General features: G+C 67.0%; 15 protein-coding genes. 10 read left to right on the top strand and 5 right to left on the bottom strand.

What is annotated here, in order from left to right; all coding sequences use genetic code 11:
• Positions 1–121: 121 nt before the first annotated feature.
• From JHW38_RS14005 to JHW38_RS13985, 5 genes are all read right to left on the bottom strand, one after another.
• The gene (locus JHW38_RS14005; protein ID WP_207521938.1) at positions 122–1,114 is read right to left on the bottom strand and encodes a glycosyltransferase; all 993 of its coding nucleotides are present in this window, start codon (positions 1,112–1,114) and stop codon (positions 122–124) included.
• Entirely contained in the window at positions 1,111–2,439 is a 1,329-nt protein-coding gene (locus JHW38_RS14000) for a condensation domain-containing protein (RefSeq protein WP_207521936.1), read from the bottom strand. Before JHW38_RS14000 ends, JHW38_RS14005 begins: the two co-directional genes overlap by 4 nt.
• 102 nt (positions 2,440–2,541) lie before the next feature.
• Positions 2,542–4,146, bottom strand: coding sequence for an N-acetylmuramoyl-L-alanine amidase (locus tag JHW38_RS13995; RefSeq protein ID WP_207521935.1), 1,605 nt, complete (start codon positions 4,144–4,146; stop codon positions 2,542–2,544).
• Between the two features lie 360 nt (positions 4,147–4,506).
• Positions 4,507–5,784: an MFS transporter gene (locus tag JHW38_RS13990; RefSeq protein ID WP_207521933.1), complete on the bottom strand. Its 1,278-nt coding sequence runs from the start codon at positions 5,782–5,784 to the stop codon at positions 4,507–4,509.
• 403 nt (positions 5,785–6,187) lie between these two features.
• Positions 6,188–10,054, bottom strand: coding sequence for a M48 family metallopeptidase (locus JHW38_RS13985; RefSeq protein ID WP_207526367.1), 3,867 nt, complete (start codon positions 10,052–10,054; stop codon positions 6,188–6,190).
• A 346-nt stretch (positions 10,055–10,400) separates the two neighbouring features.
• Between JHW38_RS13985 and JHW38_RS13980 the strand changes: the two genes are divergently transcribed.
• The 10 genes from JHW38_RS13980 to JHW38_RS13935 all read left to right on the top strand — a co-directional run bounded on the left by JHW38_RS13980 (position 10,401) and on the right by JHW38_RS13935 (position 25,938).
• Positions 10,401–11,081, top strand: coding sequence for a DsbA family oxidoreductase (locus JHW38_RS13980; protein WP_207521932.1), 681 nt, complete (start codon positions 10,401–10,403; stop codon positions 11,079–11,081).
• A 217-nt stretch (positions 11,082–11,298) separates the two neighbouring features.
• Entirely contained in the window at positions 11,299–12,306 is a 1,008-nt protein-coding gene (locus JHW38_RS13975) for a hypothetical protein (RefSeq protein ID WP_207521931.1), read from the top strand.
• A 386-nt stretch (positions 12,307–12,692) separates the two neighbouring features.
• The gene (locus tag JHW38_RS13970; protein ID WP_207521930.1) at positions 12,693–17,606 is read left to right on the top strand and encodes an RHS repeat-associated core domain-containing protein; all 4,914 of its coding nucleotides are present in this window, start codon (positions 12,693–12,695) and stop codon (positions 17,604–17,606) included.
• A 77-nt stretch (positions 17,607–17,683) separates the two neighbouring features.
• Complete coding sequence (locus JHW38_RS13965) at positions 17,684–18,055, top strand: hypothetical protein (RefSeq protein WP_207521929.1); 372 nt, start codon at positions 17,684–17,686, stop codon at positions 18,053–18,055.
• Positions 18,056–18,163: 108 nt separating this feature from the next.
• Positions 18,164–18,637, top strand: coding sequence for a hypothetical protein (locus JHW38_RS13960; RefSeq protein ID WP_207521928.1), 474 nt, complete (start codon positions 18,164–18,166; stop codon positions 18,635–18,637).
• A gap of 87 nt (positions 18,638–18,724) precedes the next feature.
• On the top strand, positions 18,725–19,198 hold the full coding sequence (locus JHW38_RS13955; RefSeq protein ID WP_207521927.1) for a hypothetical protein: 474 nt from the start codon (positions 18,725–18,727) through the stop codon (positions 19,196–19,198).
• A 275-nt stretch (positions 19,199–19,473) separates the two neighbouring features.
• Positions 19,474–20,649: an efflux RND transporter periplasmic adaptor subunit gene (locus JHW38_RS13950; protein ID WP_207521926.1), complete on the top strand. Its 1,176-nt coding sequence runs from the start codon at positions 19,474–19,476 to the stop codon at positions 20,647–20,649.
• A gap of 12 nt (positions 20,650–20,661) precedes the next feature.
• Positions 20,662–23,856 carry an efflux RND transporter permease subunit gene (locus JHW38_RS13945; protein ID WP_207521924.1) on the top strand — a complete coding sequence of 1,065 codons (3,195 nt, stop codon included), beginning with the start codon at positions 20,662–20,664 and terminating at the stop codon, positions 23,854–23,856.
• Entirely contained in the window at positions 23,849–25,309 is a 1,461-nt protein-coding gene (locus tag JHW38_RS13940) for an efflux transporter outer membrane subunit (RefSeq protein WP_207521923.1), read from the top strand. Before JHW38_RS13945 ends, JHW38_RS13940 begins: the two co-directional genes overlap by 8 nt.
• Positions 25,306–25,938: a TetR/AcrR family transcriptional regulator gene (locus tag JHW38_RS13935; RefSeq protein ID WP_207521922.1), complete on the top strand. Its 633-nt coding sequence runs from the start codon at positions 25,306–25,308 to the stop codon at positions 25,936–25,938. Before JHW38_RS13940 ends, JHW38_RS13935 begins: the two co-directional genes overlap by 4 nt.
• Positions 25,939–26,126 lie beyond the last annotated feature (188 nt).

Raw genomic sequence — 26,126 nt, 5'->3', positions numbered from 1 at the left:
AGGCCCCCGCACAAAAACGCCCTCCCACATCCATGGGAGGGCCTCGTTTTTTGCAGCAAGGCTTCGGCTTTCGTGGCAGGGCCTTCAGGCCCGACGCCTTCCGCGCCGCCGCCGCGCCGCCTCAATGCTTGCAGAACGCCGCCACCCGCGGATGCCGTTGCTCGAACGTCCCGAGCTTGCCGAACAGGCCATCGAAGTAGCCCACCGCGATCGCCACCACCTTGCGCAGCTTGTGCTGCTCGCACACCAGCACGCAGGCGACTTGGTGCAGGGTCAGCAGTTCGATCAGCCAGTGGATCGACCAGCGCGAGGCGTTGGAGCGCAGCGCGTGCACCGCGTTGCGCGAGGCGTAGTAGCGGCGCCAGGCCACGTGGTTGCTGGTCGAAAAAATCCCGCGCTTGACGTACTCGCCGACCTGCTGGCGCATCTGCACTTCGGTGTTGACCAGCACCGGCACGCCGTTGCGGGTGGCGCGCAGGCCGTATTCGATATCGACGTACTCGATGAAGTAGTCCTCGCGGAACTCGCCGACCCGGCGGAATGCCGCGGCCGAGATCGCCGAGCCCGAGGAGATCACGAACAGCGTCGGCACCAGGCCCTGGGTGCGGTCCTCGATGGATTCGGGCTTGGGCAGGCGCAGCTGCGGCGAGAACACCGGCAGGTAGCGGCCGAGGTTCACCTCGAACACCTTGGGCCCGACGATGAAGGCGTCGCTGCCGGCGCGCGCGCAGGCGCGCATCATCCCGGCGAAGAAGTCCGCGCCCAGCTGCGAGTCCTGGTCGAGCAGGAACACCACTTGCCGGCCGGCGTCGAACAGCGCGCGCGCGCCGACGTTGTAGGCGCCGGAGATGCCGCCGCGATTGGCGTTGTGCAGCACCTCGATGCCGTTGGCGCGCAGCCGCGCATGCAGCGCAGCGTCGGCCTGCGGCGAGTTGTCGACCGCGAGCAGGTGACGGCAGGCGCCGCGCACGCGTTCGAGATGATCGACGTGCTCGGGCCGCGGCTGCCACAGCACCACCACCGCGCCGAAGCTGTCGGGATCGATCGGCGCAGGCGCGGCGGCGGCGGTGTCCTCGGCGCGCTCGCCGGCCGCGAAGACGCTGGCGTCGTTCATGCCGCTGCCTGCAAGGCGGGGACGGCGGCGGCCGGCGCGTGCGAGCGCTCGCGGATCAGCCGCATCGCGATCTCGCGGATGCGCTCGACCTGGGCGCGCGACAGCGAGGCGGTGTCGCAGGTGAACACGAAGTCGAGTTCGCCGGCGTAACCCGAACTCAGGATCGCGGTGGTGCTGCGCCACGGCAGCCGCGCGGTCGGGCTGTACACGGTTTCCACGCGGAAGCCCGGGTAGTCCTGGGGAATGTCGATGCGGCCGATGTTGGAGATGGTGGTGTCGAACTTGTCCAGGTCGGAGCGGCGCTCGGCGACGAACTGGGCGAAGATCGAATGCATCATCTCCAGGCCGACGAAGTACTCGTGCACGTTGCGGCTGATCCGCTCGACCTTCTGGTTGAGCCGGCCCTTGAAGGTCCGCGCCTGCTCCCAGAACGCGGCGTCGTCGACCTGTTCGGGCGGCAGGTCGGTGTCGAGCGCGACGATGGTGCCCGGCGCGGCCGAGAACAGTTGGTCGGGCCGGATCGACGGCAGGAACTTGCGGATGTCGACCGGCGAGAAGATCTTGCCGCTCGCGGCCGCGCCCTTGACCGTGCGGAACGCCAGCGAGAACGCCACGCTCATCGCGGCGAACACGGTCACGCCTTCGGCCTTGGCGCGCGCGGCCAGCGCCGCGGTTTCCTCGCGCGAGAGCTTCCAGTGCTGGACGAAGAACTCGCCCTGCGGCACCGGCTTGCGCCTGCGCCGCAGGCTGAAGAACAGGCGCATCGCCAACGCTTTCCAGGCCGCGCCGCGGCGCACGCGGCGGTCGGCGAGCACATCGGCGGGCAGGATGTCCTCGAGCGCGTTGAAACCGGTGTGATGGCCGATGTCCAGGCTCGGATCGCCGCAAAGCGCGAAGATTTCGCGCAGCAGGGTCAGCATCGACATGCCGTCGCAGATCACATGATGGCAGGCCAGCACCAGTTCGCCGACCTCGCCCTGGGCGTCGCGGCCGCGCACCCAGGTCAGCCGCATCAGCGGCGCGCGGGTGGCGTCGAAGCGGGTTTCGCGTTCGATGTGCGACTGGCGCTGCCATTCCTCGTCGTCGACGCGCTCGGCGATGCGCAGCGGGATCGGCAGCGGATCGTCTTCCAGCACCATGGTCGGCGGGTCGCCGTCTTCGACCGAGCAGCGCAGCATCGGGTGCTTGCGCTGGACGCGGACGAGCGCGTCGCGCAGCCGCTGTTCGTCGAGCGCGCCGCGCACGCGCGCGGCCTGGACGATGGTGAAGGTGGTGTCGCGATCCACGTACATCACGCGTTCGCACAGCATCATTTTGCGTTTCATCGGAGGGCTCGTGTGGGGAGGCGGAAACGTTGCGGGGTGGGGCCCTCACCCCAACCCCTCTCCCGCACGCGGGAGAGGGGCCTTGGAACGGTCAGCGCGGCATCAGCAATCGGGAATGACCGCGCCGCTGTTGTCGCGCGCTTCGTCGTTGCCCCAGCGGCTGAGGTAGTAGGCCGAGACCCAGGCGCCGGCCGGGCCGACGTCGAGATCGGTCTTGAGCCAGTAGTGGTTGAACGAACTGCCCGAACGCACTTCTTCGCCCCAGGCCTTGCAATAGACGTAGTTGGTGCCCTGGTTCAAGGTGCCGACCGGGGTCAGCGTCGACGGCCACTTGTAGCCGGTGGCGTTGGCGAAGGTGTCGACCCAGTACTTGCCCGGCGGATTCGGATTGCCGCCGCCGCCGTTGATGAGGTTGTAGTAGTTCGCCCACGGGAAGTACTTGCCCGGGTCGTAGCGGTTCTCGTTGCCCGAGAGCATGCCGTGGCCCTTGACCCGCACGCTGTCGGGGACCAAATGGAAGGTGTCGTAGCCCGGCCCCTTCCACGCGCTGGCGCAGTTCACGCCGCGGCGCGCGCAGATGCTCTTGGTCAGCCGCGCGGATGCGTTGACCATCGCCGCCGACCAGTTGCCGGCGTCGGCGGCGCGGCCGTCGTGCTCGATGCCGATGGTGTAGTAGTTATGGTTCTTCGCATGCCAGGCCTGATGGTATTCGCGCACCATCTGGGTGATCTGGCCGTCCGACTTGCGGATCAGATAGTGCGCCGACACCTGCGCGCTCGGGTTCTGGAACCACGAGATGGAGCCGGCGTAGGAGCCTTCCATCGTGTGCATGACGACCGCGCTGGTCTGATTGGACGCGGTGCTGTAGTTGCTGGAGCTGGCCGGGTTCCAGATCGCTTCGCCGAAGTCGACCGCCTTGGCGCCGACGTCGGTGGCCGGCGCGGCGGCGCGCGCGATGTCCCGGCTCAGCGCGGGATTCGCGCGCACGCTGTCGTCGCCGGCGTTCATCAGCAGCGCCGGCGCGCGCAGCTTCTGCAACTGGCCGGCATCGAAGGCGCGTTCGAGTTCGAGCCGCTGCGGCTGGATCTTCACGCCCTGCGCATCGACGCCTTGTTGCAGCGTCTGCATCACGCCGTAGGCGAAGCTCTGCCGCGCGTAGTCGGCGATGCCGCCGTTGCTGGCGCCGTAGCCGGCGTAGCGCGCCAGCACCGGCGCCATGTCTTCGGCGCGGCCGAGCGCGCGGCTGCGCTTGTCGGGCTGGCCGGCAGCGAGCGCGCGATCGAGCAGCGCGGCGGCGGCGAGGATGTTGCTTTCCGGGTCGTCGATCACCTGTTGCGCGCTGCGCCCGATCAGGCGCGCGCCGTCGCCGACCTGGTCGGCGAAACCGCCGCCGTGATACAGGCCCATGACGCCGTAGGAGCGCGGCATGTGCAGGTCGTGCGGGTTCTGCGCTTCGGGGCGCACGTGCACCCAGTTGGTTTCGCTGTAGGCGATGGCTTCCAGCGAGCCGGCCGGCAGATTGGGATAGCGCGCGTAGGCGCGGCGGAAATACTCGGGATAGGCCGCGCGCGCGACCTGCGCGGCGACCAGGGCGTTGCCGCGATCCAGTTCCAGGCGCAGCGCGGCGGCGTCGGGCGACGCGGCGGCGCTGAGCGAACCCAACAGCAAGGCGCCGCCGACGGCTGCGGCGAGAATGTGCGAATGCATCGGACGATCTCCTTCGGACGCGGCCGCGAACGGTCGCGTATTGGCATGGCAAGCATGGATCCCGTAGGTTCATTGTCTTGACCGAGCACGCGCGTTACGTGATCGCTTGCCGGAAACCGTCGCCTGATGACAAATCGATCTGTGCCCGCGTTTCCATATCCGGCGTTTGATCTGCGGCACGGTGTCCGGTTCACGCTGGTGAACGAACGTGCGCGGGTTTCGATGCGGCGCGACTCGCGCCGCGCGCGTTGCGCGGGCGGTGGCGAGCGCAACGCGATATGCGCTAGCGCGCATGCGAAAACGCCGCCGCTGCGGGAACAGCGACGGCGTTCAATGTTTTGCGGCGCATGCCGCCGCGGCTTACCAGCTGTCTTCGAGGTAACGCGGCTTGCAGGCCATGCGCCCGCCAAGGATCAACACCAGCAGGCAGGCGCCGAGCATCGCGAACGGCCACACCCAGCCGTGGCTGCGTTCGTGCAGCCAGCCGAACAGCAGCGGGCCGGCGCAGCTCAAGGTGTAGCCCAGGCCCTGCATGAAGCCCGACAGCGCGGCCGAACCGGCCGGCGAACGGGTGCGCAGATTGATCAGCGTCAGCGCCAGCGGGAAGGTGCTCGGGCCCAGGCCGATCAGCGCGACCCAGACGAAGGTGCCGTGCATCGGCGCCAGCAGCAGGCCGGCGAAACCGCCGAGATAACACAGCACGCAGGCGAGCACGATCGGGAACGGATTGGCGATGCGCACCGCCAGCGCCGGCATGGTCAGCGCGCTGATCATGCCCAGGGTCGAGAACAGCGCCACCATCGCGCCGCCGAGGGTCGGGCTGCCGCCGGCTTCGACCAGCAGCTTGGGCAGCCAGGTGAACATCGAATAGGTCACCAGCGAGGTCATGCCGAACATCAGCGTCATGCCCCAGGCCACCGGCGAACGCCAGACCTTGCCGCGCGCGGCGGGCGCGGACGTCGCCAGTTCCGGCGCTTCGTCGCCGACGGCCACGGCGCGGTCGTGCGTGTGCGCGAGTTCGCGCGCTTGCGCGGAACGGCCGCGCGCTTCCATCCACAGCACGCTGATCCACGGCAGCGCCGCGGCCACCGCCACCAGCGACCACGACGCCAGCGACACCCGCCAGCCCGCGGCCTGGGCCAGCGGCACCGCGCTCAGCGCGGGCAGGATCGTGCCGAGCTGCAATACGGTGATGTAGGCGGTGCTGACCGCGCCGACGCGGTCGCCGAAATAACGCTTCACCAGCGGCGGCAACACCACGTTGCCGATGCCCATGCCGGCCAGCGCCACCGCGTTGGCGGCGAGCAACTGCCCGGTGTCGCCGACGAAGCCGCGCGCGAGCAGGCCCAGTGCGGCCACCGCCATCGCCAGCAGCGCCGCGCGTTCCAGGCCGATGCGGTGGGCCAGCATCGGCGTGGCCACGCCGAACAGCGCGAACGCGGCGGTCGGCACCATGCCGAACACGCCGGTCATGGTCGCGCCGAACGCGAATTCGCGGCCCAACGCGTCCAGCAGCGGCGTCAGCGAGGTCACCGCGGTGCGCAGCGTGAACGCCGACAGCACGATGCCGGCCAGTACCCAGGCGCGTCCTTGCCAGAGCGGGCGGACGGCGGAAGCGGGGGCGGCGGTGGCGCTCATGGCGGATGGCTTCGATGGTGGGGCGGCGGAGTCGGGAATACGACGAACGGCGCGGCCGCGAGGCCGCGCACGGGCGCGAAGGGCGTCGTTCGTGCGGCGCGCCGTGGGGCGCGCTGGCGGGGGAAGGCGGGGGAAGGCGGGGGAGCAACTCAGGCGACAGTGTGGCCACTGCGCGCAGCGGGCGCCAGCGCCGGTGGGGCAACGGTCAGTTGCGGCAAAGTCGCGGTGTCGGCGCGAAGCTGCGGGAGGGTTGCGCAGCGCGGGCTGCGCTGGATCCGCGGGCCGGAATGGATCGGGCAGACGCGGCAAGGCCGCGCTACGAGCTGAATCGAACGAGCGCGGCAAGGCCGCGTATCGAGTGGACCGGGCGGGCGCGGCCTTGGCCGCGCCCGCCGCTTCGGCGTCAGCCGAAGTACGGCCGCTCGGTGGCGAACAACAGCCGTTTGGCGCCATCGCGCCAGCGCTGCGGGCAGTCGCGGCCGAGCATCACCACCGCGGCGGCGTAGGCGATGCCGCGCGAACGCGGCCCGACGTTGCCGAGCGCGCGCTCGGCCTGCGCGGACGCGCCGGCGCCGCCGCTGCGGACCGCGTCGAAGAACGCGGCGATCCTGGCCGCATCGTCGGGATCGGCGCGCATCGCGTTCTCGCGCCGGCGCGCGGCGCCGGCGTCGTGCTCGCGTTCGGCCAGCGCGGCCAGCGCCCAGGCGCTGGCCGGATCTTCGTCGGCCTGGTCCTTCTGCGCCAGCGCCTGCGCGACCGCATCGGCCGGCGCGCCTTCGGACGCGGCGACCATGCGCTGCAGGTAGTCGCGCAGGCCCGCGGCGCCGTCGGCCGCTTGCTGCGCGCGCGCCAGATCGCCGGACTTGAGCGCGACGAAGGCCCAGTGCGGCGACTCGCGCGGCACCGCGCCGCGTTCGATCTCCAGCAAGGTCTGCAACTGGCTCGAATCGCCGGACTCCAGCGCCGCCGATTCGCCGCCGATCGCGCGCTGCGTACGCGCGACCTCCAACGCCAGCCATTCGCGCGCCTGCGGCATCTTCGCGGCCTGCTGCAACAGCGGCAGCGCCTGGTTCCACTGCGCGCGCTCGTTGGCGGCGTGGCCGGCGGCGAGCGCGAACCAGCCGTGCTCGGGCCAGCGCGCGTGGCCGGCGGCGAACGCGCGGTCGCGGGCCTCGTCGTCGGGCGCGCAGCGCAAGGCGATGTAGCTCAGGTCGGCCGAATCGGGCGTGCGTGCGGACAGGGCGCGGTGGCGCGCGCAGACCTCGGCGTGGCCGGGCTTGCCTTTGGCCGCATCCTGCTCGGCGCGCAGCGCGATCACCTCGGCCGGCGCGCGTTGCAGGCGCGCGCCGATCAGGCCGGCGGCGTCCGGCTGGCGCACGGCCAGGCTCAGCCATTCGGCGAGGTAGCGCGAATCGCCGGCGTCCCAGCGCAGGTGGGTGGCGATCAACGCGTGCCTCTCGTCGTCGCTGCCGGCCAGCGCCAACTGATCCGACGGCGACAGTTCGGCGAACCCCTGCAGCACCCGGCGGCGGCCGCCTTCGCCCTTGGTGCTGATCTGTTCCGGCGGCCGCTCGAAGATGTGATCGGCGCTGGAAGCGATCCAGCGCGGCGTGCCGAGCTTGTTCTCCGGCACTTCGGCGACCGCGCCGTAGACCGCGGTCCACTCCACCAGCGGCGCGGCCGAGGCGATGTTGTAGACGTAATGCGAGGCGTGCGCCGGGCCGTCGCTGTCGAACTCCTCGACGGTGGCGCCGTCGGCGGTGCGCGCGACGACGCGATGGCGGCTGGCGTCGGCCAGATCGACGGTGACGTTCTGCAACGGCGGCACGTCGAACGTAAGGCCGTCGACCTCGACCCGCATCGCCTGGGCCAGTCCGTTGAGCACGGTGAGCTTGGCCACGCCGACCGACGCGCCGACGAACAGCACCGCGCCGACGATGCCGCCGGCCGCGGCCACGCGCGACAGCGACGGCAGCAGGCCGTCGGCGGTCTGGAAGCGGTCCCACCAGCCGAGCTTGGTCTGGCGCTTGCGCGCGCTGCCGGGCTTGAGCCGGGCGTAGTCCTGCGGCGCGGCGGCGGCCGAGTCGGCGGTCGTCGCGGCGAAGCGACGTTTGGCGTGGTCGGCCGCCGATTCGCTCATCGATTCGTGCGCGACGGACGCTGCGGCGATGCCGGCATCGTCGTGCGCGGCCGCATCGGGCGCTGCCGCGATCTGCATCTGCGCATCCGCGTCGTCGCGCTCCCCGCCGCGCAGCTCGCGCGCGACCTCATCTTCGGTCGCCAGCAACGCTTCCAGCGCCGCATCGCGCAGACCCGCCAGCGGACCGGCGGTGCCGCGCACCCAGGTGTCGATCGCGCCGAGCCATTGCTGGATGTTGTCGCGGTCGGCCGGCGGCAGATTGAACTCGCCCAGCACCTGCGCCCAGTCGTCGGCCTTCAGGTACCCGGCGATGCGGCGGTCCAGGCGCACCTGGCCGGCGTGCGCGTACAGCGTTTGCAGCGTGCGGTGCAGCTGATTGGCCGAAGCGACCAGACGGTTGAGCTCGTCCGACGACACCCGGCGGTCGGCGGTGACCACCTCGTAGGTATTGACCATCAGATGGTTGGCGTCCAGCACGTCGGCATGGCTGTGGTCGGCGTAGTGCAGCACCGCCAGTTGCCCGCGCAGCAGCGCCTCCCACGGCCCGCCGAGCGCGCGCGCCGCAGCGAGATGCACGCTGCGGCAGCGGCGGTCGTGTTCGCGCACCTGCTTGCGCAGCGGCGCCAGTTCGCCGTCGATCTGCGCGATCACCTTCGGCAGTTGCTTCGCCGGCAGCTCGTCGCCGCGCCAGCGCACCACGCCGCCGGGCGCGCGCAGGTGGCCTTCGCGCAATGCTTCCAGGGTGCCGCGCTCGGATTCCAGTTCGCGCAGGCGCTCCAGCGCGTCGCCGTGCTCGGCCGGGTACAGGCCGGACAGATGCGCATCGAGCGCGGCGTCGACGGGAACCGCGTAGTAGAGCTCGTCGGCGCGGTCGTAGTCGCGCACGATCGAACGGCCCAGATAGGTGCCGCGGTAGCGGCGGTCCAGGGCCAGGTCGTCGAAGTCGCGGTCGACCCGCTCCAGGGTTTCGTCGATCGGCGCCGGCGGCAGCGGCTCGGCGCTGTCGATCATGTCGCGCGAAATCCGCTCCTTCAGCGCCTGCGCGTCGCGCAACAGGCTCAGCGCCGGGCGCGGGTCGATCTCGCAAGCGACGTAGCTGCGCTTGAGGTTGCGCTCGCGGTCGCTGTTGGCCGGGTGGGTGGACCACATCTGCGGCGGCTGCGCCAGTTCGCTCTTGAACACGCGATGCTGCTCGCGGCCGTCGGCCGGCAACTGCGGCGGCTCGCCGTATTCGGCGTCGGCGAACACCCGGCGCAGGTGCTCGATGATGCGGCTCTGCACCGCGAACAGATCGGCGACCGGGCGCTGGTTGGCGTACTCGCGGTTGGCGAACCTCAGGGTCCGGGTCCAGGCGTCGTCGGCGGCGCCGAGGCGGTGCAGGGCGTGCACCAGCGCGTCGCTGCCGGTCAGCGAAGCGGCGACCAGGTCGGCCTGGTATTCCATTTCGCGCGACAACGCGCGCTGGGCCAGCACCACCAGCCGGAACACCATCTCCACCAGCGAGCGGATCGACCACACCACCAGCGACAGCAGCCAGCCGACCCAGGCCACGCGCAAGTCGAAGCGAGACAGCCCGCGCAGGAAATCGTCGAACGCGTCGCGCTTGGCGATAATGTGCGCGGCGATCTGCTGGGCGACGTAGACCCAGCGGCCGACCGCCATCGAACGCTGGGCGAAGTGGCCGAACTCGTGCGCCAGCACCGCCTTGAGCTCGCCCAGGTTCAGCACGTTGACCAGGCCCAGGCCGATTTCGAGGTTCTTCTTCGACGGCAGGATCAGGTTGAGCAGGGACAGGTCGTAGAACACGCCGGCGTTGACCCGCGGCGACAGGAACACCCGATGCGGACGCGGCGCGCCGGCCTCGTCGGCGAGGCGGTGCAGGAACGCGAACAGTTCGGGCTGATCGGCCGGCTTGAGTTCCAGGTCCTCGTCGCCGGCGCCGCGGCGCTTGAACACCAGCGCCTTGGCCATGAACACGCACAGGAACGCCGCGCAGGCGCCGGTGAGGCCGTTGGCGATGAAATTGTCGCCGTTGCCCTGGACCAGGGCCGCGAACAAACGCCACGCGGTCCAGCCGAACCAGACCAGCAGGGCGAAGTAGACGGCGACGAAGCCGAGCAGGCCGAGCATGGCCAGCCAGGCGTGGCGGCGGTAAGCGGCGGTGGGTGCAGTCAATTGCGCGGGCACGGACGCAGGTCCGGCCGGATACATCGAGTCCATGTTGTCCCCATTGATCGGTGGCGCGGCGCGCGGCCGCGGCGGGGCGTCCGGCCCGCCCGCAGCGGGCGCCCCGGCCGGACGCCGGCCTATTTTGCGCCGATTTTTGTGACCCGCGCAGCATCGCGTTTGCGACGCCGGCCCGGCGGGGCGGTGGAACGCACCGATCCGCCGGTGCCGCCGGCCGCGCCTTGATGGCGGCCGGCCGCGGCCGCATGGTGGAAGCCATCCCGAATTGCGCCCCGCGCGGAGCCTTGCCATGAGTTCGACCGCTTCCAACCCCATCCCCAAGGTCAAGATCGACTTCGTGTCCGACGTGGTCTGCCCGTGGTGCGCGGTCGGCCTGAACTCGCTGGAGCAGGCGATCGCCCGGCTCGACGGCGAGGTCGAGGTGGAACTGCATTTCCAGCCGTTCGAACTCAACCCGCAGATGGCGGCGGAAGGCGAACGCATCGACGAACACTTGGCGCACAAGTACGGCCTCGGCGCCGAGCAACTGGCGCGCAACCGCGAAGCGCTGCGCGAGCGCGGCGCCGCGGTCGGTTTCCGCTTCGGCGAGCGCGACCGCATCTTCAACACCTTCGACGCCCACCGCCTGCTGCATTGGGCCGGCACCCAAGGCGCCGACGCCGAGCGCACGCTCAAGCACGCGCTGCTGAAGGCGTACTTCACCGACGGCCGCGACGTGTCTTCGCGCGACGTGCTGGCGGCGGTGGCCGGCGAGGCGGGCCTGGACGCGCAGCGCGCGCGCGCCGTGCTCGACTCGGACGAGTACGCGCAGGACGTGCGCCAGCAGGAACGCTTCTATCAGGAGGCCGGCATCAGCGCGGTGCCGTCGGTCATCATCAACGACCGGCATCTGATCCAGGGCGGGCAGCCGGTGGAGCAGTTCGAGGCGGCGTTGCGGCAGATCGCGGCGCAGGGCGCGGCGCGCGGCTGAGCACAGCGGCGTGCGCTGAGCCCGCGGCCGGCGCAACGTCCATCCGCGACGCAGCATCCGCCGTCGCCGACTCGCATCGGCGGGTGACCCACGCCGCATTCCCCACGAGACATCTCCAACGGATCGCAGCGCCGGCCGCATCGCCGCCGGCGCTGCAACATCGCTGCCATCGCGGCCGCCGCAAGCTCCTGGATTCGCCCAAGCCAGGACCGCCGCCATGCTCCGACTCCCCGACGCCCGCCTTCGCGCCGCCGTGCGCCTCGCCTGCCTCGGCGCGGGCCTGTTCGCCGCGTCCGCCGCGAGCGCCGCCGGCCTCTCCGCCGCCGTCGCCGCCGACCGCGCCGCGCTGGCCCTGCGCTGGGCGCCGGTGCATTACCAGGACGTCGACCAGACCGGCAGCCACGCCCTCGGCGGCGCCGCCGACTACATCGCCCGCTACAACTTCGACGGCGACCTCGACGCGCGCAACAACTGGGACCGCGCCGGCCAGAGCGCCTACCCGCTGACCGCGCACGCTTACTACTCGGTGGTCGAAACCGCGACCCACTGGTACATCACCTACCTGTTCTTCCACCCGCGCGACTGGAGTGATTCGTTCTTCGACACCGAACACGAGAACGACGCCGAAGGCGTGATGTTCGCTGTCGCCCGCGACGGCAGCGCCTACGGCACGCTCAAGGCTGCAGTGACCGTTGCCCACACCGATTTCTTCTCATTCGTGCCCGCAGGTAGCGATTGGACCGGCAACGCCGAGAACGTCGATGGGTCCTTGTCGTTCCTTACTTACCTGGGCGCACCGCATCCGGTGACTGCGCAGGAGGCCAAAGGCCACGGCCTCAAGGCCTGGCCTGCGTACGACATCAAGGGCGATGGCGTGATTTATTACCCGTCGCTGACGACCGCCGAAGTGCCGTCGGGGCCCGACGATCGCGACGTCAAGTACAAGCTGATCGATATTTTCGAAGCCGGCGGCATGTGGGCGCAGCGCAACAATCCGGCGCTGTTCGCCAGCTACGGCAGCTTCGCCGGCGACAAGAGCGGCGGCTGCGGCAGCGGCGCGATCGGGTGCAGCACCAACGCGGCGAACGCGCCGTGGGGGTGGGACGACAGCAACGACGGGCCGGGGCGCGGGGCGCTGGCTACGGATCCGGTGGGGTTGACGATGAATTACTTTCGGATCCCGGAGGCGGTGAGTGGGGCGTATACGTACAATCCTTATCGTTGAGCGAGCCGATGGAGCGACGCATCTGCGCTGCAAAGTTACAAAGAAAGCGTTGCGTTATGTCTCGCAGCCCCGCCACGCTATGGATGGTCGTGCCAGCCAGCTTCAGTGCAGTTGACAGGGGGCGTTTGCTCCGATGCGGGGTCAACGGTCGTCCACGGGTGGTTCTGCCTGCGAGTTCAGCTGCTTTAGTGTTCGCCCATTCGAACCCGTTCGGCCCGAGTCGGGCATGCTTGGCGTGAGATGGAATTGCGAGGGAAATGCTGGATCCATTGCCGGAATCAGCGCTGTAGGTATGTCGATGCAAGATAGGGCCGGGCAGATCGTTCGGCCTTCAAACAAGCGTCGCGAATCGCGGTCGTCGTCGACCGGGGAATTGGGAGTTCAAGATGAAGGGAATGCTTTGGGCGGTGCGGTGCGGCGTGTTTGCCGCGCTCGTTTGCTGCGGAAACGTCAACGCGCAAACTCCGGCTGAATACGTCTTCAGTGCCACGCGGTACATGCCGAACGCTGAATGGAGGGATTTCAGCACTCTGGAGGAAGCCGAGGCTTTTATCAGGGAAGAACCCACTCCGACGCCGATCGGCAACAAATTCCTGCGCAAGACAAGCGTGCGCGATCTCGGTCATAGCAGGGTCGAGCTCACTTACACCGTGCCTTCTCGTAAGTACGAGTCCTATCAGGGGGGCTACTACGACGGGCATGCGACGTCCAATTACACCGATTGCTACGGTATGAAATGCCGTAGCGAGGAGGAAATGGTTGCCGCGAGCATGCGGGCCTATCCGCTCAACAACAATTACACCCCGGTGTTGTCCGGCGCCTATCTGTCGCCGCCTTACACGATGTGGTCGAGCTCAAGCGCCAACGCCGGCCGCAGCGCATTGGTGACGATGAATGCAATCCATTACAACGGCGGGTCCATTCCCAACGAACGTCGCATCGTCGCGACTTCGGCGAGCGGAGACTCATATGCCTATCGCATCGATCGCGTCGACGAATATCGCTGCCCGGAACTGTTCACGGCCAGCAACAATACGTATGGCGAACCCCGTTATGGTATTTGGCCGTTGGTCTGCAACAACGGCGCACATGGTTCTATCACCAAATGGCTGAGCCAGCGGGCGTCTTATTCGACGGGCTGCAACTCGAATATCTCCGCCGAACCGCTGAAAGACCGAGTAGGCAATCCTTGTTCGGCGGACTACGGCAATAAGGAGTACCGCGAAGACGATTTCGCATGGGACGGTTTCGATTTCCGACGCGCTTACAACTCGATTGCGGATTTCCCCCTGTCGTCGGGACTGGGCGACAACTGGTCCCATTCCTTCTCGGATCGCCTGACCTTCGATGGTTCGGGATATGCGACCTTCTGGGTCCGCTCGGACGGTTACGTCGAGCGCCTATACGAAGTTGTGCCGGGACAGGGAACCTATCTGTCCCATAGCTCGCCGAATCTCGCGCTGAGCAAACCCGTCAAGACACCTTCGGATCCGGTGGCGGGCGTCTGGAAACTCAGCAAGCCGGGCCAGAACGTCATTTGGTTCGATGCGAGCGGCACGCTGGTGCGAAAGCAAGTCGCCAGCCATTGGGTCGATTTGGCCTATTGCAGCGCTACCGAGTTGGGCAGCGACGAATGCCCGTTCCCGAATCTGGTCCGCCGCGCCACCAACTCGCGCGGCCGCGTCCTTCAGTTCAGCTATACGGTCGTTCCGGGCGATCAGCAACAGCCCAGGCTCGCGCGGATCGAGTCCGAGGGACGCGTGCTGATGGAGTACGACCACGATGCCAAGGGGCGCATAGTCTCTGCGTGGCACGACGGCGTCGCCGGGGCAGGGCGCAGCTATCTGTATGGCGAAACCGCTTATCTGTGCCGTAATGCCGCGGGTGCCACGATTTCCGGATGCGATCCGGCCAGCTTCCCCAGCCACCTGACCGGCGTCGTGGACGAGTCCGGAACCAGGCTGGCGACGTACTCCTACGACGACCACGGCTGGGTGACGATCAGCGAGCATGCGGGCGGTGTCGGCAAGGTCACGCTCGAATATCCCTCGATGCAACAAACGCGGGTCACGCTGCCGTCCGGTGCGGTCAGAACCTTCAGCTACGAAGCGGCCGAGTTCAAGCGGCTGCAAGGCTCGACCACGACAGGTGGCGCGGGAACGGTTCCGCAATCGCTGTCCAGAGGCTACGAGAGCCGCTGGCGCATCGCTTACGACGCGGCCGCGGGCGGTTCGCGCACCAACTACAGCTATGCCGGATTGAATCTGACCGCTCGCACCGAGGGGCTGACGGAAGCCGGGGCGGTTACGCCGTGGACGCGGACCGTTCAAACCGATTGGAACGCCGCCTACAATGAACCCAGCGAACAACGCACGCTCGATAGCGCAGGCGCCGCGGTTAAGAAAGACAAGTGGAGCTACAACGGGCGCGGACAGCCGACGGTTGCTACTGCCGTCGATCCGGCAAGCGGTGCGGAACGCATCACCACCAGGTCCTATTGCGAACAGCCCGATGTAGATGCGGGCCGTTGCCCCATCCTCGGCCAATTGATTGCGGTGGATGGACCGCGCAGCGATGTGGTGGATGTGACGCGGTTTACCTATTACCAGGCCGACGCCGTTGGCTGCGCCACTACGCCCGCGAACTGCGACTATCGCAAGGGCGACCTTTGGAAGATCACCGATGCGCTCGGGCGATCGACCGAAATGCTCCGATACGACTCCGCTGGCCGGCTCCTGTCCGGAAAGGACGTGAACGGCGTCGTTTCCGACAACGAGTACTCGACGCGGGGCTGGCTGCTGGCGACCAAGATCCGTGGCGCCGACAACAACAGCGAAGCCGACGATCGCATCACCCGTTTCGAGTATTGGCCCACCGGTCGGATCAAGAAATCGACGCTGCCCGACGGCGCGTCGCTAACTTATGCCTACGATGCCGCACAGCGGTTGACCGATATTACGGACAACGACGGCAACACCATTCATTACACGCTCGACAACGACGATAAGCGCCTCAAGGAAGAGACCAAGACGTCCACCGGGACCTTGAAGCGGACTTTGTCCCGTGTCTACAACTCGTTGGGTCAGCTGCAGGCGAACAAGGACGCCTCGCAAAACGCCACCGTCTTTCGTTACGACGGCCGGGGCAATCAAGATCGAACCACCGACGCACTCGGTCGCTTGGCCGATCAGTCTTACGATCCTCTAAACAGGTTGTTGCGCACCTTGCAGGACGTCGGCGGGCTCAATGTAGAAACCAAGTTCGAGTACGACGCACTCGACCGGGTGACCAAGGTGACCGACCCTAAGGGGCTGGATACGGTCTATGCGTACAACGGTTTCGGCGATCGGATTCGTCTGACCAGCCCCGATACGGGCATTACCAATTACACCTACGACGCCGCGGGCGATGTCGCGACCAAGCAGGATGCGAACGATCCGGAGCCGCATCGTTACACCTACGACGCGTTGGGTCGTCCCAAGACCGTGTCTTACACGGCGAGCGGGCCGGCCGACGTGCAGTACGACTACGACACGGTCAACGGCACGTGCACAGCCGGCGAAACATTCGCTACGGGCCGCGTCACTGCGATGCGCGCAGACGGGACCGAACTTAAGTACTGCTACGACCGCTTCGGGCAAGTGGTGCGCAAGGTCCAGACTGTTGCGGGCAAGAGCTTCAATCTGAGTTACACCTACACCGTCGCGGGTCGGCTCAACACCGTGACGTACCCCGACGGCACGGTGGTGGACTACGTTCGCGATGCGCAGGCTCGGATCAAGGAGATCGGCGTCCGGCCCAGCGGCGGCGCCCGCACGGTGCTGCTCAACAATGCGACATACGAACCCGCTGGCCCGGTCAGCGGCTGGACTTATGGCAATGGTCGCGTCCTGAGCCGCACGTACGATTTGGACTATCGTGCGAAGACGATTCTCGACAACGCCAGTGGCGGCTTGTCCTTGAGCTACGGTTACAACGCGGTTGGCGAGATGACCGAGTTGAAGGATGGGCTGCAAAGTGTGGTGCAGGCCAAGTACGACTACGACGCGATTGGCCGGCTGACCGTCACTCGGGACGGCTCGTCCAATCCGCTGGAGACATATACCTATGACGAAACCGGCAATCGCAAAAGCCTGTTACATGGCGGTATCACCGATACCTATGTGTATCCGGCCACGAGCCACCGCCTGAGCAGCGTGGCCGGTGTAGCCCGCGGCTACGACGCGGCTGGCAATACCGTCAGCATCGGCGGCGCCGCCAAGGAGTTCGTTTATAACGCTGACGGGCGATTGAGCCAGTTCAAGCAGGCTGGTGTGGTTAAGGCTGGTTATCGCTACAACGCGCTCGGTGAGCGAGTCGCCGCCGGTCCGAGCGCCAGCGCGGTCGACACGTTCACGTTGTATGACGAAACGGGTAATTGGATCGGTGACTACGACGGCGCCGGTGCGGCCAAGCAGCAGGCTGTGTGGTTCGGCGACTTCCCTGTGGGATTGACCGTGGGTAATGGGGCTGGGCAATCCCTGATGTATGTCCAGTCAGACCGTATTGGTACGCCTCGCGCAGTGGTCGATCCTGGTCGCAGCACCGCGATCTGGGCTTGGAACGCGAAGGTCGATGCGTTCGGCAACAGTTCGCCGAACCAGGATCCCGATCTGGACGGGCAACAGTTCGCAATGAACATGCGCTTTGCTGGGCAACGCTTCGATATGCGGAGCGAGACCAATTACAACTACTTCCGAGACTACGAATCGCTTACCGGACGGTATGTTCAAAGTGATCCTATCGGTTTGATGGGCGGCCCAAGTACCTACGCCTATGTTGGATCGAATCCCATATCATTCATCGATCCTTTTGGTCTGGAGTCTCCGGGTTCGTTCAATAACGGAGGGTATAAGCTGTCGTGGGAGTCTGGCCCGTCGCGAATACCGGACTACTATCAGGGATCGATTTCCAGTTACCTCGGTTCGGCTTCTCTTACCGTATCGAGAACCGGTAGTGTCTACTTTGGATACGGGGCTTCTAATGGCTCGATTCAGGATCTGCTCACCGGTGGAACTAGGCCGATCGCCTTTTCCGCCGTGGCGGGATTCTTGACGTGCCCGGAGCTGCCCAAATCTGGCGAACCGGAAAAGATCGACAAGTTCCTGCCTGGATGGTCTGGCGGCGCCAACGGATTCTTTTATATCGGTGGTGGATTCAGCGCCAACGCTACAGGCAAAGCGCTTGAATTCGGGATCGGTACACCGGGGATTTCGGCGCATTCCGAGTACAACCGCCAGATATGGCCGCGCGAAAAATGAAACTATCAGAGCCCGCGTCGATAGTTGTGACCGGCCTCGCTGCTGTGCTCGCGGCCGTAGTCCTCATGGATGGCCCGTTGAGGCGAAGCCTGGTCGACGACGATTCGTCGAAGGTAACGGTAGTGGCGCTTATGCGGGAGCTGAAATCGTTCCCCGTGTGGCAAGGCTCGACGAAACTTTCCGCAGACGAAGCGCTCGACCGGGATGTGCTCACGAGCGTGTCTTCCTGGTTTCATGCCGACGGCACGCCACAGGAAATTTCCAATTATTACGAGTCGCTTGCCAAAGCGAGGGGATGGACGCCCAAGAAGCGGACATCGGATCGGCAAGAGCGGTTCTGCAAAGACCGTGTCAGCTTGGTTATTCGAGCCGAGCCGCAGAACGGTGGCGTGGACTACGTGCTCGATCTGACCTGGACGAACCAGGTGCGCAGCGAGCGGTACTGTTAGTGACCTATACGAAACACGCTCAGATACCGACATGAGAATGGCCGGCACAGCTGAAGTACCGATCGCAAAGTTCGCAGCGGCCACGATCGCCGAACTTGGGAGGCGCCAATGGATTTCCGCCTGAATGAGGCGGGCCGCTGGGTCGCGGCGATTGTCATGGCGGCAACGGTCTTTCTCGCGAGCGGATTTCTTGTCGGAGCGGAACTTGAGCAGCCGACAAGCTATCTTGTGGCGGGATTGATGCCGATGTATCTGCTGGCGTCAAGCTATATGTGCTTGCGACTGGTGAGCTGGTTGTGCGCGCGAAAAACATCCAGCAGAGTGCTGGTCGTCCTTGCGGCGGCGGGCTTTCTGCTGGCGATCTCTTGGTCTGTTTTTGGCGCTTACTTCGTCATGGCCGCAAGACTCGGATATGAGTCCAAGGAGCATCTGGGGGTCGAGATTTTCGTGCGGCAGGCGTTGCGGATCCATCTCGGTTCGATTCCGATGTTGTGCGCTTTGTTGGTGAAGAAAGAAGGTAGGTTCGATCTCGTCGCGTCTGTTTCCATTGCAGCTTTGATAATGATCTTCGCGATCTTCTGAGGCCTTCGGATCGCATTCGACCGCTCAGATGGAGCGGCGAAGCGCTCCAGATCTTCCATCTCGACAGAGCAGCAACGGACGACCGGAATGGATGCTGAGCCGAAGAAAATGATCGCTGCGTTGATTCGCTTCGCCATCGCGGTCGCGCTCGTTTACGCGCTGAGCGAGGGTTGTCAGCGCCATCGGGACAGAGTCAATGGTCCACTGCTGCAAGAGTTGCGGCAGCGGCTTCTGGTGTTTCCCGTCCCGAAAGGGGATCGGGACGCCTCAGCGATGCTGCTGTTCAATCACGGCGGCCCGGTGAGCGCTATCCGATACCTGCGGTCGTCGCATTCGATCGACGAGCTGGTGCGTTACTACCGTGCGCAACTGGATCGAGACGGCTGGACGTTGATCCGGCCCGACAGCCAAAGCGGCGGTACCCGCTCCATGCTGTTGTGCAAGGACGCAACCGGGTTCGAGCTGAAAGCGTGGTCGTCTGCGGGGAGCACCGACTACTCCGTGTCGTTGGTGCGCAACGGCAAAGACAGCGGCTCGGCGTACTGCTCGGACAAGCGTTGAGTCCGATTCGTGATAGGTCGGGCCGCACCGGTCCGCGCGGGGCTGTGGATGGGCGAATGGATGTGGACTTTGCCGAATCGGCCGACCCGTTGCTGCTCCGCACAAAAAAACACATCCAATCGACTCCAGACCCCCGAAACCGGGCGCTCCAGAGCTTCCTGTTGATGGAACGTTCACACTCAAAAAAAGAGAATGATCGTTCATTCTACGCCCCGCCCGCAGTCCGTCCCGGCCGCACCCATACCTGAGGCTTCCCCATGCCGTCGCGCAAGTCCATGTCCTATAAGACAATTTTCACCGTTTCCGCGCTTGCGCTGGCCCTCGCGGCCTGTGGCAAGGGCGGCGATCAACAAGGCGGGCCGGGTGGCCCCGGCGGGCAGAAGGGCCAGGTCACGGTGGTGACGCTGAAGCCCGAGACCGTGACCCTGACCCGCGAGCTGCCGGGCCGGACCAGCGCGTCGCTGGTGGCCGAGGTGCGGCCGCAGGTCAACGGCATCGTCGAGAAGCGCTTGTTCACCGAGGGCGGGCTGGTCAAGGCCGGTCAGCCGCTGTATCAGCTCGACGACAAGACCTACGCCGCCGATGCCGAGAACGCCAAGGCGACGCTGGCGCGCGCGGAGGCGTCGTTGAATTCGGCGCAGCTCAACGCGCGCCGTTCCAGCGAGCTGGTCAAGATCGACGCGGTCAGCAAGCAGGACGACGAGAACGCGACCGCCGCGCTGAAGCAGGCGCGCGCGGATGTCGCCTCCGGCCGCGCTCAGGTCGCCAGCTCCAGCGTGGTGCTGGGCCGGGCGCGCATCGTCTCGCCGATCAGCGGCCGCATCGGCAAGTCGGCAGTCACCGCCGGCGCGCTGGTCACCGCGCAGCAGGCCGATGCGCTGGCGGTGGTGCAGCAGACCGATCCGGTGTTCGTCGACATCAGCCAGTCCAGCGCCGAGTTGCTGGCGCTGCGCAAGCAGATCGCCGCCGGCACGCTCAGCGAAGCCAGCGCGCCGGTGTCGATCCTGCTCGAGGACGGCACCAAGTACGAACACGACGGCAAGCTGGCGTTCTCCGAAGTCACCGTCGATCCGGGCACCGGCAGCTTCCTGCTGCGCGTGGTGGTGCCGAACCCCGACAACATCCTGATGCCCGGCATGTACGTGCGCGCGCTGGTCGGCACCGGCGTGCGCCAGAACGCGCTGCTGGTTCCGCAGCAGGGCGTGACCCGCGATCCCAAGGGCAACGCCACCGCGATGGTGGTCAACGCCAAGGGCGCGGTCGAGCCGCGCGAGGTCCAGGTCGGTCAGGCGCTCGGCGACAAGTGGCTGGTCGAAGGCGGCCTGAAGGCCGGCGACAAGGTCATCGTCGAAGGCTTGCAGAAGATCGGCCCCGGCATGCCGGTGGACGCGACCGAAAAGGGCGCCGCCCCGGCCAAGCCGGCGGCCCCCGCCGCCGCGCCGAAGCAGTAATCGGAGACATTCATGGCACGGTTCTTCATCGATCGCCCCATCTTCGCGTGGGTACTGGCGATCATCATCATGCTCGGTGGCGCGATCGCGATCACCCAGCTGCCCATCTCGCAATATCCCACCATCGCGCCGCCCACGGTGTCGGTGAACGCGTCGTATCCCGGCGCCTCGGCTAAGGCCGTCGAAAACTCGGTGACCCAGATCATCGAGCAGAACATGAAGGGCATCGACGGCCTGATGTACATGTCGGCGACCAGCTCGGCCGACGGTCAGGCCTCGATCACGCTGACCTTCGAGAGCGGCACCGATCCGGACATCGCCCAGGTGCAGGTGCAGAACAAACTGCAGCTGGCCACGCCGTTGCTGCCGCAGATCGTGCAGCAGCAGGGCGTCAGCGTGTCCAAGGCGAACTCGTCGTTCCTGCAGGTCATCGGCTTCGTGTCCGAGGACGGCAGCATGAACGGCGCCGACATCGCCGACTACGTGGCCGCCAACCTGGTCGACCCGCTCGCCCGCGTCAACGGCGTCGGCAGCACCCAGCTGTTCGGCACCAAGTACGCGATGCGCATCTGGCTGGATCCGGACAAGCTCAACACCTACAAGCTGACGCCGACCGACGTCATCAACGCCCTGCGCGCGCAGAACGCCCAGGTCGCGGTCGGTCAGCTCGGCGGCACGCCGTCGGTGAAGGGCCAGCAGCTCAACGCCACCATCACCGCGCAGGACCGCCTGCAGACGGCCGAGCAGTTCAAGAACATCGTGGTGCGCGCCAACAGCTCCGGCGCTGTGCTGAAGCTGTCCGACGTCGCCCGCGTCGAACTCGGCCAGGAGGACTACAGCACCATCGCCCGCTTCAACGGCAAGCCGGCCACCGGCATCGCCATCTCGCTGGCCACCGGCGCCAACGCGCTGGCCACCGCGCAGGCGGTGCAGGCCGAGCTGGAGCAGCTCAAGCCCTCGTTCCCGAAGGGCCTCAAGGCGGTGACCCCGTTCGACACCACGCCGTTCGTGCGCGTGGCGATCGAGGAAGTGATCAAGACCTTGCTCGAAGCGATCGTGCTGGTGTTCCTGGTCATGTACCTGTTCCTGCAGAACTTCCGCGCCACCCTGATCCCGACCATCGCGGTGCCGGTGGTGCTGCTCGGCACCTTCGGCCTGCTCGCGCTGTTCGGCTATTCGGTCAACATGCTGACCATGTTCGCGGTGGTGCTGGCGATCGGCCTGCTGGTCGACGACGCCATCGTCGTGGTCGAGAACGTCGAACGCGTGATGAGCGAGGAGGGCCTCTCGCCGAAGGAAGCCACGCGCAAGTCGATGGACCAGATCACCGGCGCGCTGGTCGGCATCGGCCTGGTGCTGTCGGCGGTGTTCGTGCCGATGGCCTTCCTCGGCGGCGCCACCGGCGTGATCTACCGCCAGTTCTCGGTGACCATCGTCTCGGCGATGTTCCTGTCGGTGCTGGTCGCGATCGTGCTGACCCCGGCGCTGTGCGCGACCATGCTCAAGCCGATCGAGAAGGGCCACCACGCGTCCGACAAGGGCTTCTTCGGCTGGTTCAACGACAAGTTCGACCGCGGCAACCTCAAGTACCAGGGCGTGGTGCGCGGCATCGTCACCCGCGCCGGCCGCTTCATGGTGGTGTTCGCGGCGATGGCGGTGCTGATGGGCGTGATGTTCTTCCGCCTGCCGTCGTCGTTCCTGCCGCAGGAAGACCAGGGCTTCTTGTTCACCATCGTGCAGGCTCCGGTCGGCGCGACCCAGGAACGCACCGGCGAAGTGCTCAAGAAGGTCGAGGAGCAGTTCCTCAGCGACCCGGCCGTGGATTCGCTGTTCACCGTGCAAGGCTTCAGCTTCGCCGGCAACGGCCAGAACGCGGGCATGGCGTTCTCGCAGCTCAAGCCGTGGGAGGAGCGCGCCACCAGCTGGGGCGACCGCTTCAAGTCGTGGCTGAGCTTCGGCAAGAACCCGGCGCCGGACAACAGCGTCAACGGTGTGGTCGGCCGCGCGATGGGCAACTTCATGCAGATCAAGGACGCGTTCGTGTTCGCGCTGGCGCCGCCGGCGGTGTTCGAACTCGGCAACTCCAACGGCTTCGTGTTCTACCTCAAGGACAACGGCGCGCTCGGCCACGAAGCGCTGGTGGCCGCGCGCAACCAGTTCCTCGGCATGGCCGCGCAGAGCCCGATGATGCAGAACGTGCGCCCGAACGGCATGGAGGACACCCCGCAGTTCCGCGTCGACGTCGACAACCAGAAGGCCGCCGCGCTGGGCCTGAGCATCGCCGACATCAACTCGACCCTGCAGGCGGCCTGGGGCGGCCAGTACATCGACGACTTCGTCGACCGCGGCCGGGTCAAGCGCGTCTATGTGCAGGCCGATGCGCCGTTCCGCATGGTGCCCAGCGACTTCAACCGCTGGTACGTGCGCAACGACAAGGGCGAGATGGTGCCGTTCTCGGCGTTCGCCACGACCCGTTGGGAATACGGTTCGCCGCGCCTGGAGCGCTACAACGGCGTGTCCGCGCTGGAAATCAACGGCGAAGCCAAGCCGGGCGTGAGCTCGGGCCAGGCCATGGCCGAGGTCGAGAAGCTGGTGGCCAAGCTGCCGCCGGGCATCGGCCTGGAGTGGACCGGCCTGTCGTTCCAGGAACGCCAGGCGGGCGCGCAGACGCCGCTGCTGTACACGCTGTCGCTGCTGATCGTGTTCCTGTGTCTGGCCGCGATGTACGAAAGCTGGGCGATCCCGACCTCGGTGCTGCTGATCGCGCCGATGGGCATCCTCGGCACGGTGCTGGCGACCTGGCTGCGCGGCATGGAGCGCGACGTGTACTTCCAGGTGGCGATGCTGACCACGGTCGGCCTGTCGAGCAAGAACGCGATCCTGATCGTCGAGTTCGCCAAGGAGAACCTGGAGAAGGGCATGGACCTGATCTCGGCCACGCTGGCTGCGGTCCGCGACCGTTTGCGCCCGATCATCATGACCTCGCTGGCGTTCGGCCTCGGCGTGCTGCCGCTGGCCCTGGCCTCCGGCGCGGGTTCCGGCGCGCAGCGCGCGATCGGCACCGGCGTGCTCGGCGGCATGGTCGTGGGCACGTTCCTCGGCATCTTCTTCGTTCCGCTGTTCTTCGTCGTGGTCGAAAAGATCTTCGTCCGAAAGAAGCACGCGCCCGCTGAGCACAGCGCCCAAGGAGCGCAGAGCCATGAGTAAGTTTTCGACCCACGCCCTGGCGCTGGCGATCGCCTTGGCGGCGACCGGCTGCGTCAGCCTGGCGCCCAAGCTGCCGCCGCAGGAAGCCGGCATCCCGGCGCAATGGCCGCTGCCGCCGACCACCCAGTCCTTCGTCGGCGCGCAACCGCTGACCTCCGACCCGGGCGCCTCGCAAGAGGCGCCCGCGGGCGGCGCCGCGGCGGTCGCCGACGTCGGCTGGCGCGATTTCTTCGCCGATCCGAACCTGGAACAACTGATCGGCCGCGCGCTGGACAACAACCGCGACCTGCGCGTGGCGGTGCTCAACGTCGAGAAGGCGCGCGCGCAGTACCGCATCCAGCGCGCCGACCGGCTGCCGTCGCTCAGCGTCGGCGGGCAGTTGCGCCGCACCGGCACCGATACGCCCGACCAGATCACCGACGAGTACCAGGCCGGCGCCTCGATCGCCAACTTCGAACTCGACCTGTTCGGCCGCGTGCGCAGCCTGAGCCAGTCGGCGTTGCAGCGTTACTTCGCCGAGGAGGAGGCGCGCCGCGCCGCGCAGCTGAGTCTGATCGCCGAAGTCGCCAACGCCTACCTGACCCTGGCGGCGGACCGCGAACTGCTGTCGGTGTCGGAAGCGACGCTGAAGAACCAGCAGTCGGCCTTTGAACTGACCGAGAAGCGCCGCGAACTCGGCGCGGTGTCGGGGCTGGAGCTGAGCCAGGCCCGGACCCAGGTCGAGCAGGCGCGCGCCGATGCGGCGCGTTACGCCGGGCAGGTCGCGCAGGACATCAACGCGCTGAACCTGCTGGTCGGCGAGCAGGTCGATCCGGCCCTGCTGCCGCAAAAGCTCACCTCCGGCGTCACCGGCCTGGCGGCGTTGCCCCAGGGCCTGCCGTCGGAAGTGCTGCTGCGCCGTCCCGACGTGCTCCAGGCCGAGCACCTGCTGCGCGCGCAAAACGCCAACATCGGCGCCGCGCGCGCCGCGTTCTTCCCGTCGATCAGCCTGACCGGCTTCTTCGGCAGCGCCAGCAACGAACTGTCGGGCCTGTTCGACAGCAACACCCGCCTGTGGTCGGTCACTCCGGTGCTCAACATCCCGATTTTCCAGGGCGGCCGCCTGCGCGCGAACCTGGCCTCGGCCAAGGCCGACCAGAAGATCGCGCTGGCGCAGTACGAAAAGGCGATCCAGGCCGGCTTCCGCGACGTCTCCGATTCGCTGGCGCTGACCAAGACCCTGGCCGAACAGCGTCAGGCGCAGGAAGCGCTGGTCGAGGCCGCCGGCCGCGCCGAGCAGTTGTCGACCGCGCGCTACAAGGCCGGCCGCGACAGCTACCTCAACCAGCTCGACGCCCAGCGCACGCTGTACGGCGCGCAGCAGGGGCTGGTGACCACGCGGCTGGCCGAGCAGGCCAACCGCGTCACGCTCTACAAAGTGCTCGGAGGTGGCTGGAACGAGCGCAGCCAATGAGCACCCCGGGCAATCCGACCGCCAAGCCCAGCGCCAAGGCCGCCGCGCGCGCCCAGGCCCAGCGCGAGCGCATCCTGGTCGCGGCTCAGCAGTGTTTCGTCGTGCACGGCTTCCACGCCGCCAGCATGGCCAACATCGCCGAGACGGCCGGGATGAGCGCGGGGCTGATCTACCGTTACTTCAAGGGCAAGAACGACATCATCCTGGCCATCATCGAGCGCCAGCTCGAGGAGGCCCGGGCCGATGTGGCCAAGCTGCATTCCAGCAGCGATCTGGTCGGCGGGATCGCCGAAGTCTTCCAGCAATGGCAGGCCAACGATCCCGCCATTACCAACGCGGCCCTGTTCCTCGAGCTGACGGCGCAGGCCACGCGCGATCCGGAAATCGCCGCGGCGACCCACGCCTCCGACAAGGTGTTCCGCGCGGATCTGGCGTCGTGGTTCGCGCGCAGCGCCGCCGAAGGCGGCCTGGGCGTGCCGCAGGAACAAGTCGCCACCCGCGTGCTGATCCTGCAGTCGTTGATCGAAGGCTTGGCGATGCGCGCGATCTGCCAGTCCGACCTCACCGTCGAACAGGTCAAGGCGGCGCTGGACCAGTTCTTGCCGAGTTTGCTGACGGCGAAAGCCTGAGGCGCGTGCGAGACCGAAGCGGGCCGCGATCGATCCGATCGCGGCTCGTCTCGTTTCGGCGCCCGCGAATGTGAGTTTCTCCCTGTAGTAGCGGCGCGAGCCGCGACCGCGACAACGCGCCCGCGACGAAGGTTGCGGCGTAGTTGCATTGTCGCAGTCGCGGCTCGCGCCGCTCCTACAGGGATGCT

This window comes from Lysobacter enzymogenes (assembly GCF_017355525.1).
Lineage (GTDB): Bacteria > Pseudomonadota > Gammaproteobacteria > Xanthomonadales > Xanthomonadaceae > Lysobacter > Lysobacter enzymogenes_C.
Note: the sequence above shows the minus strand (reverse complement) of the source record. Positions and strands in the feature narration are given on the sequence as shown.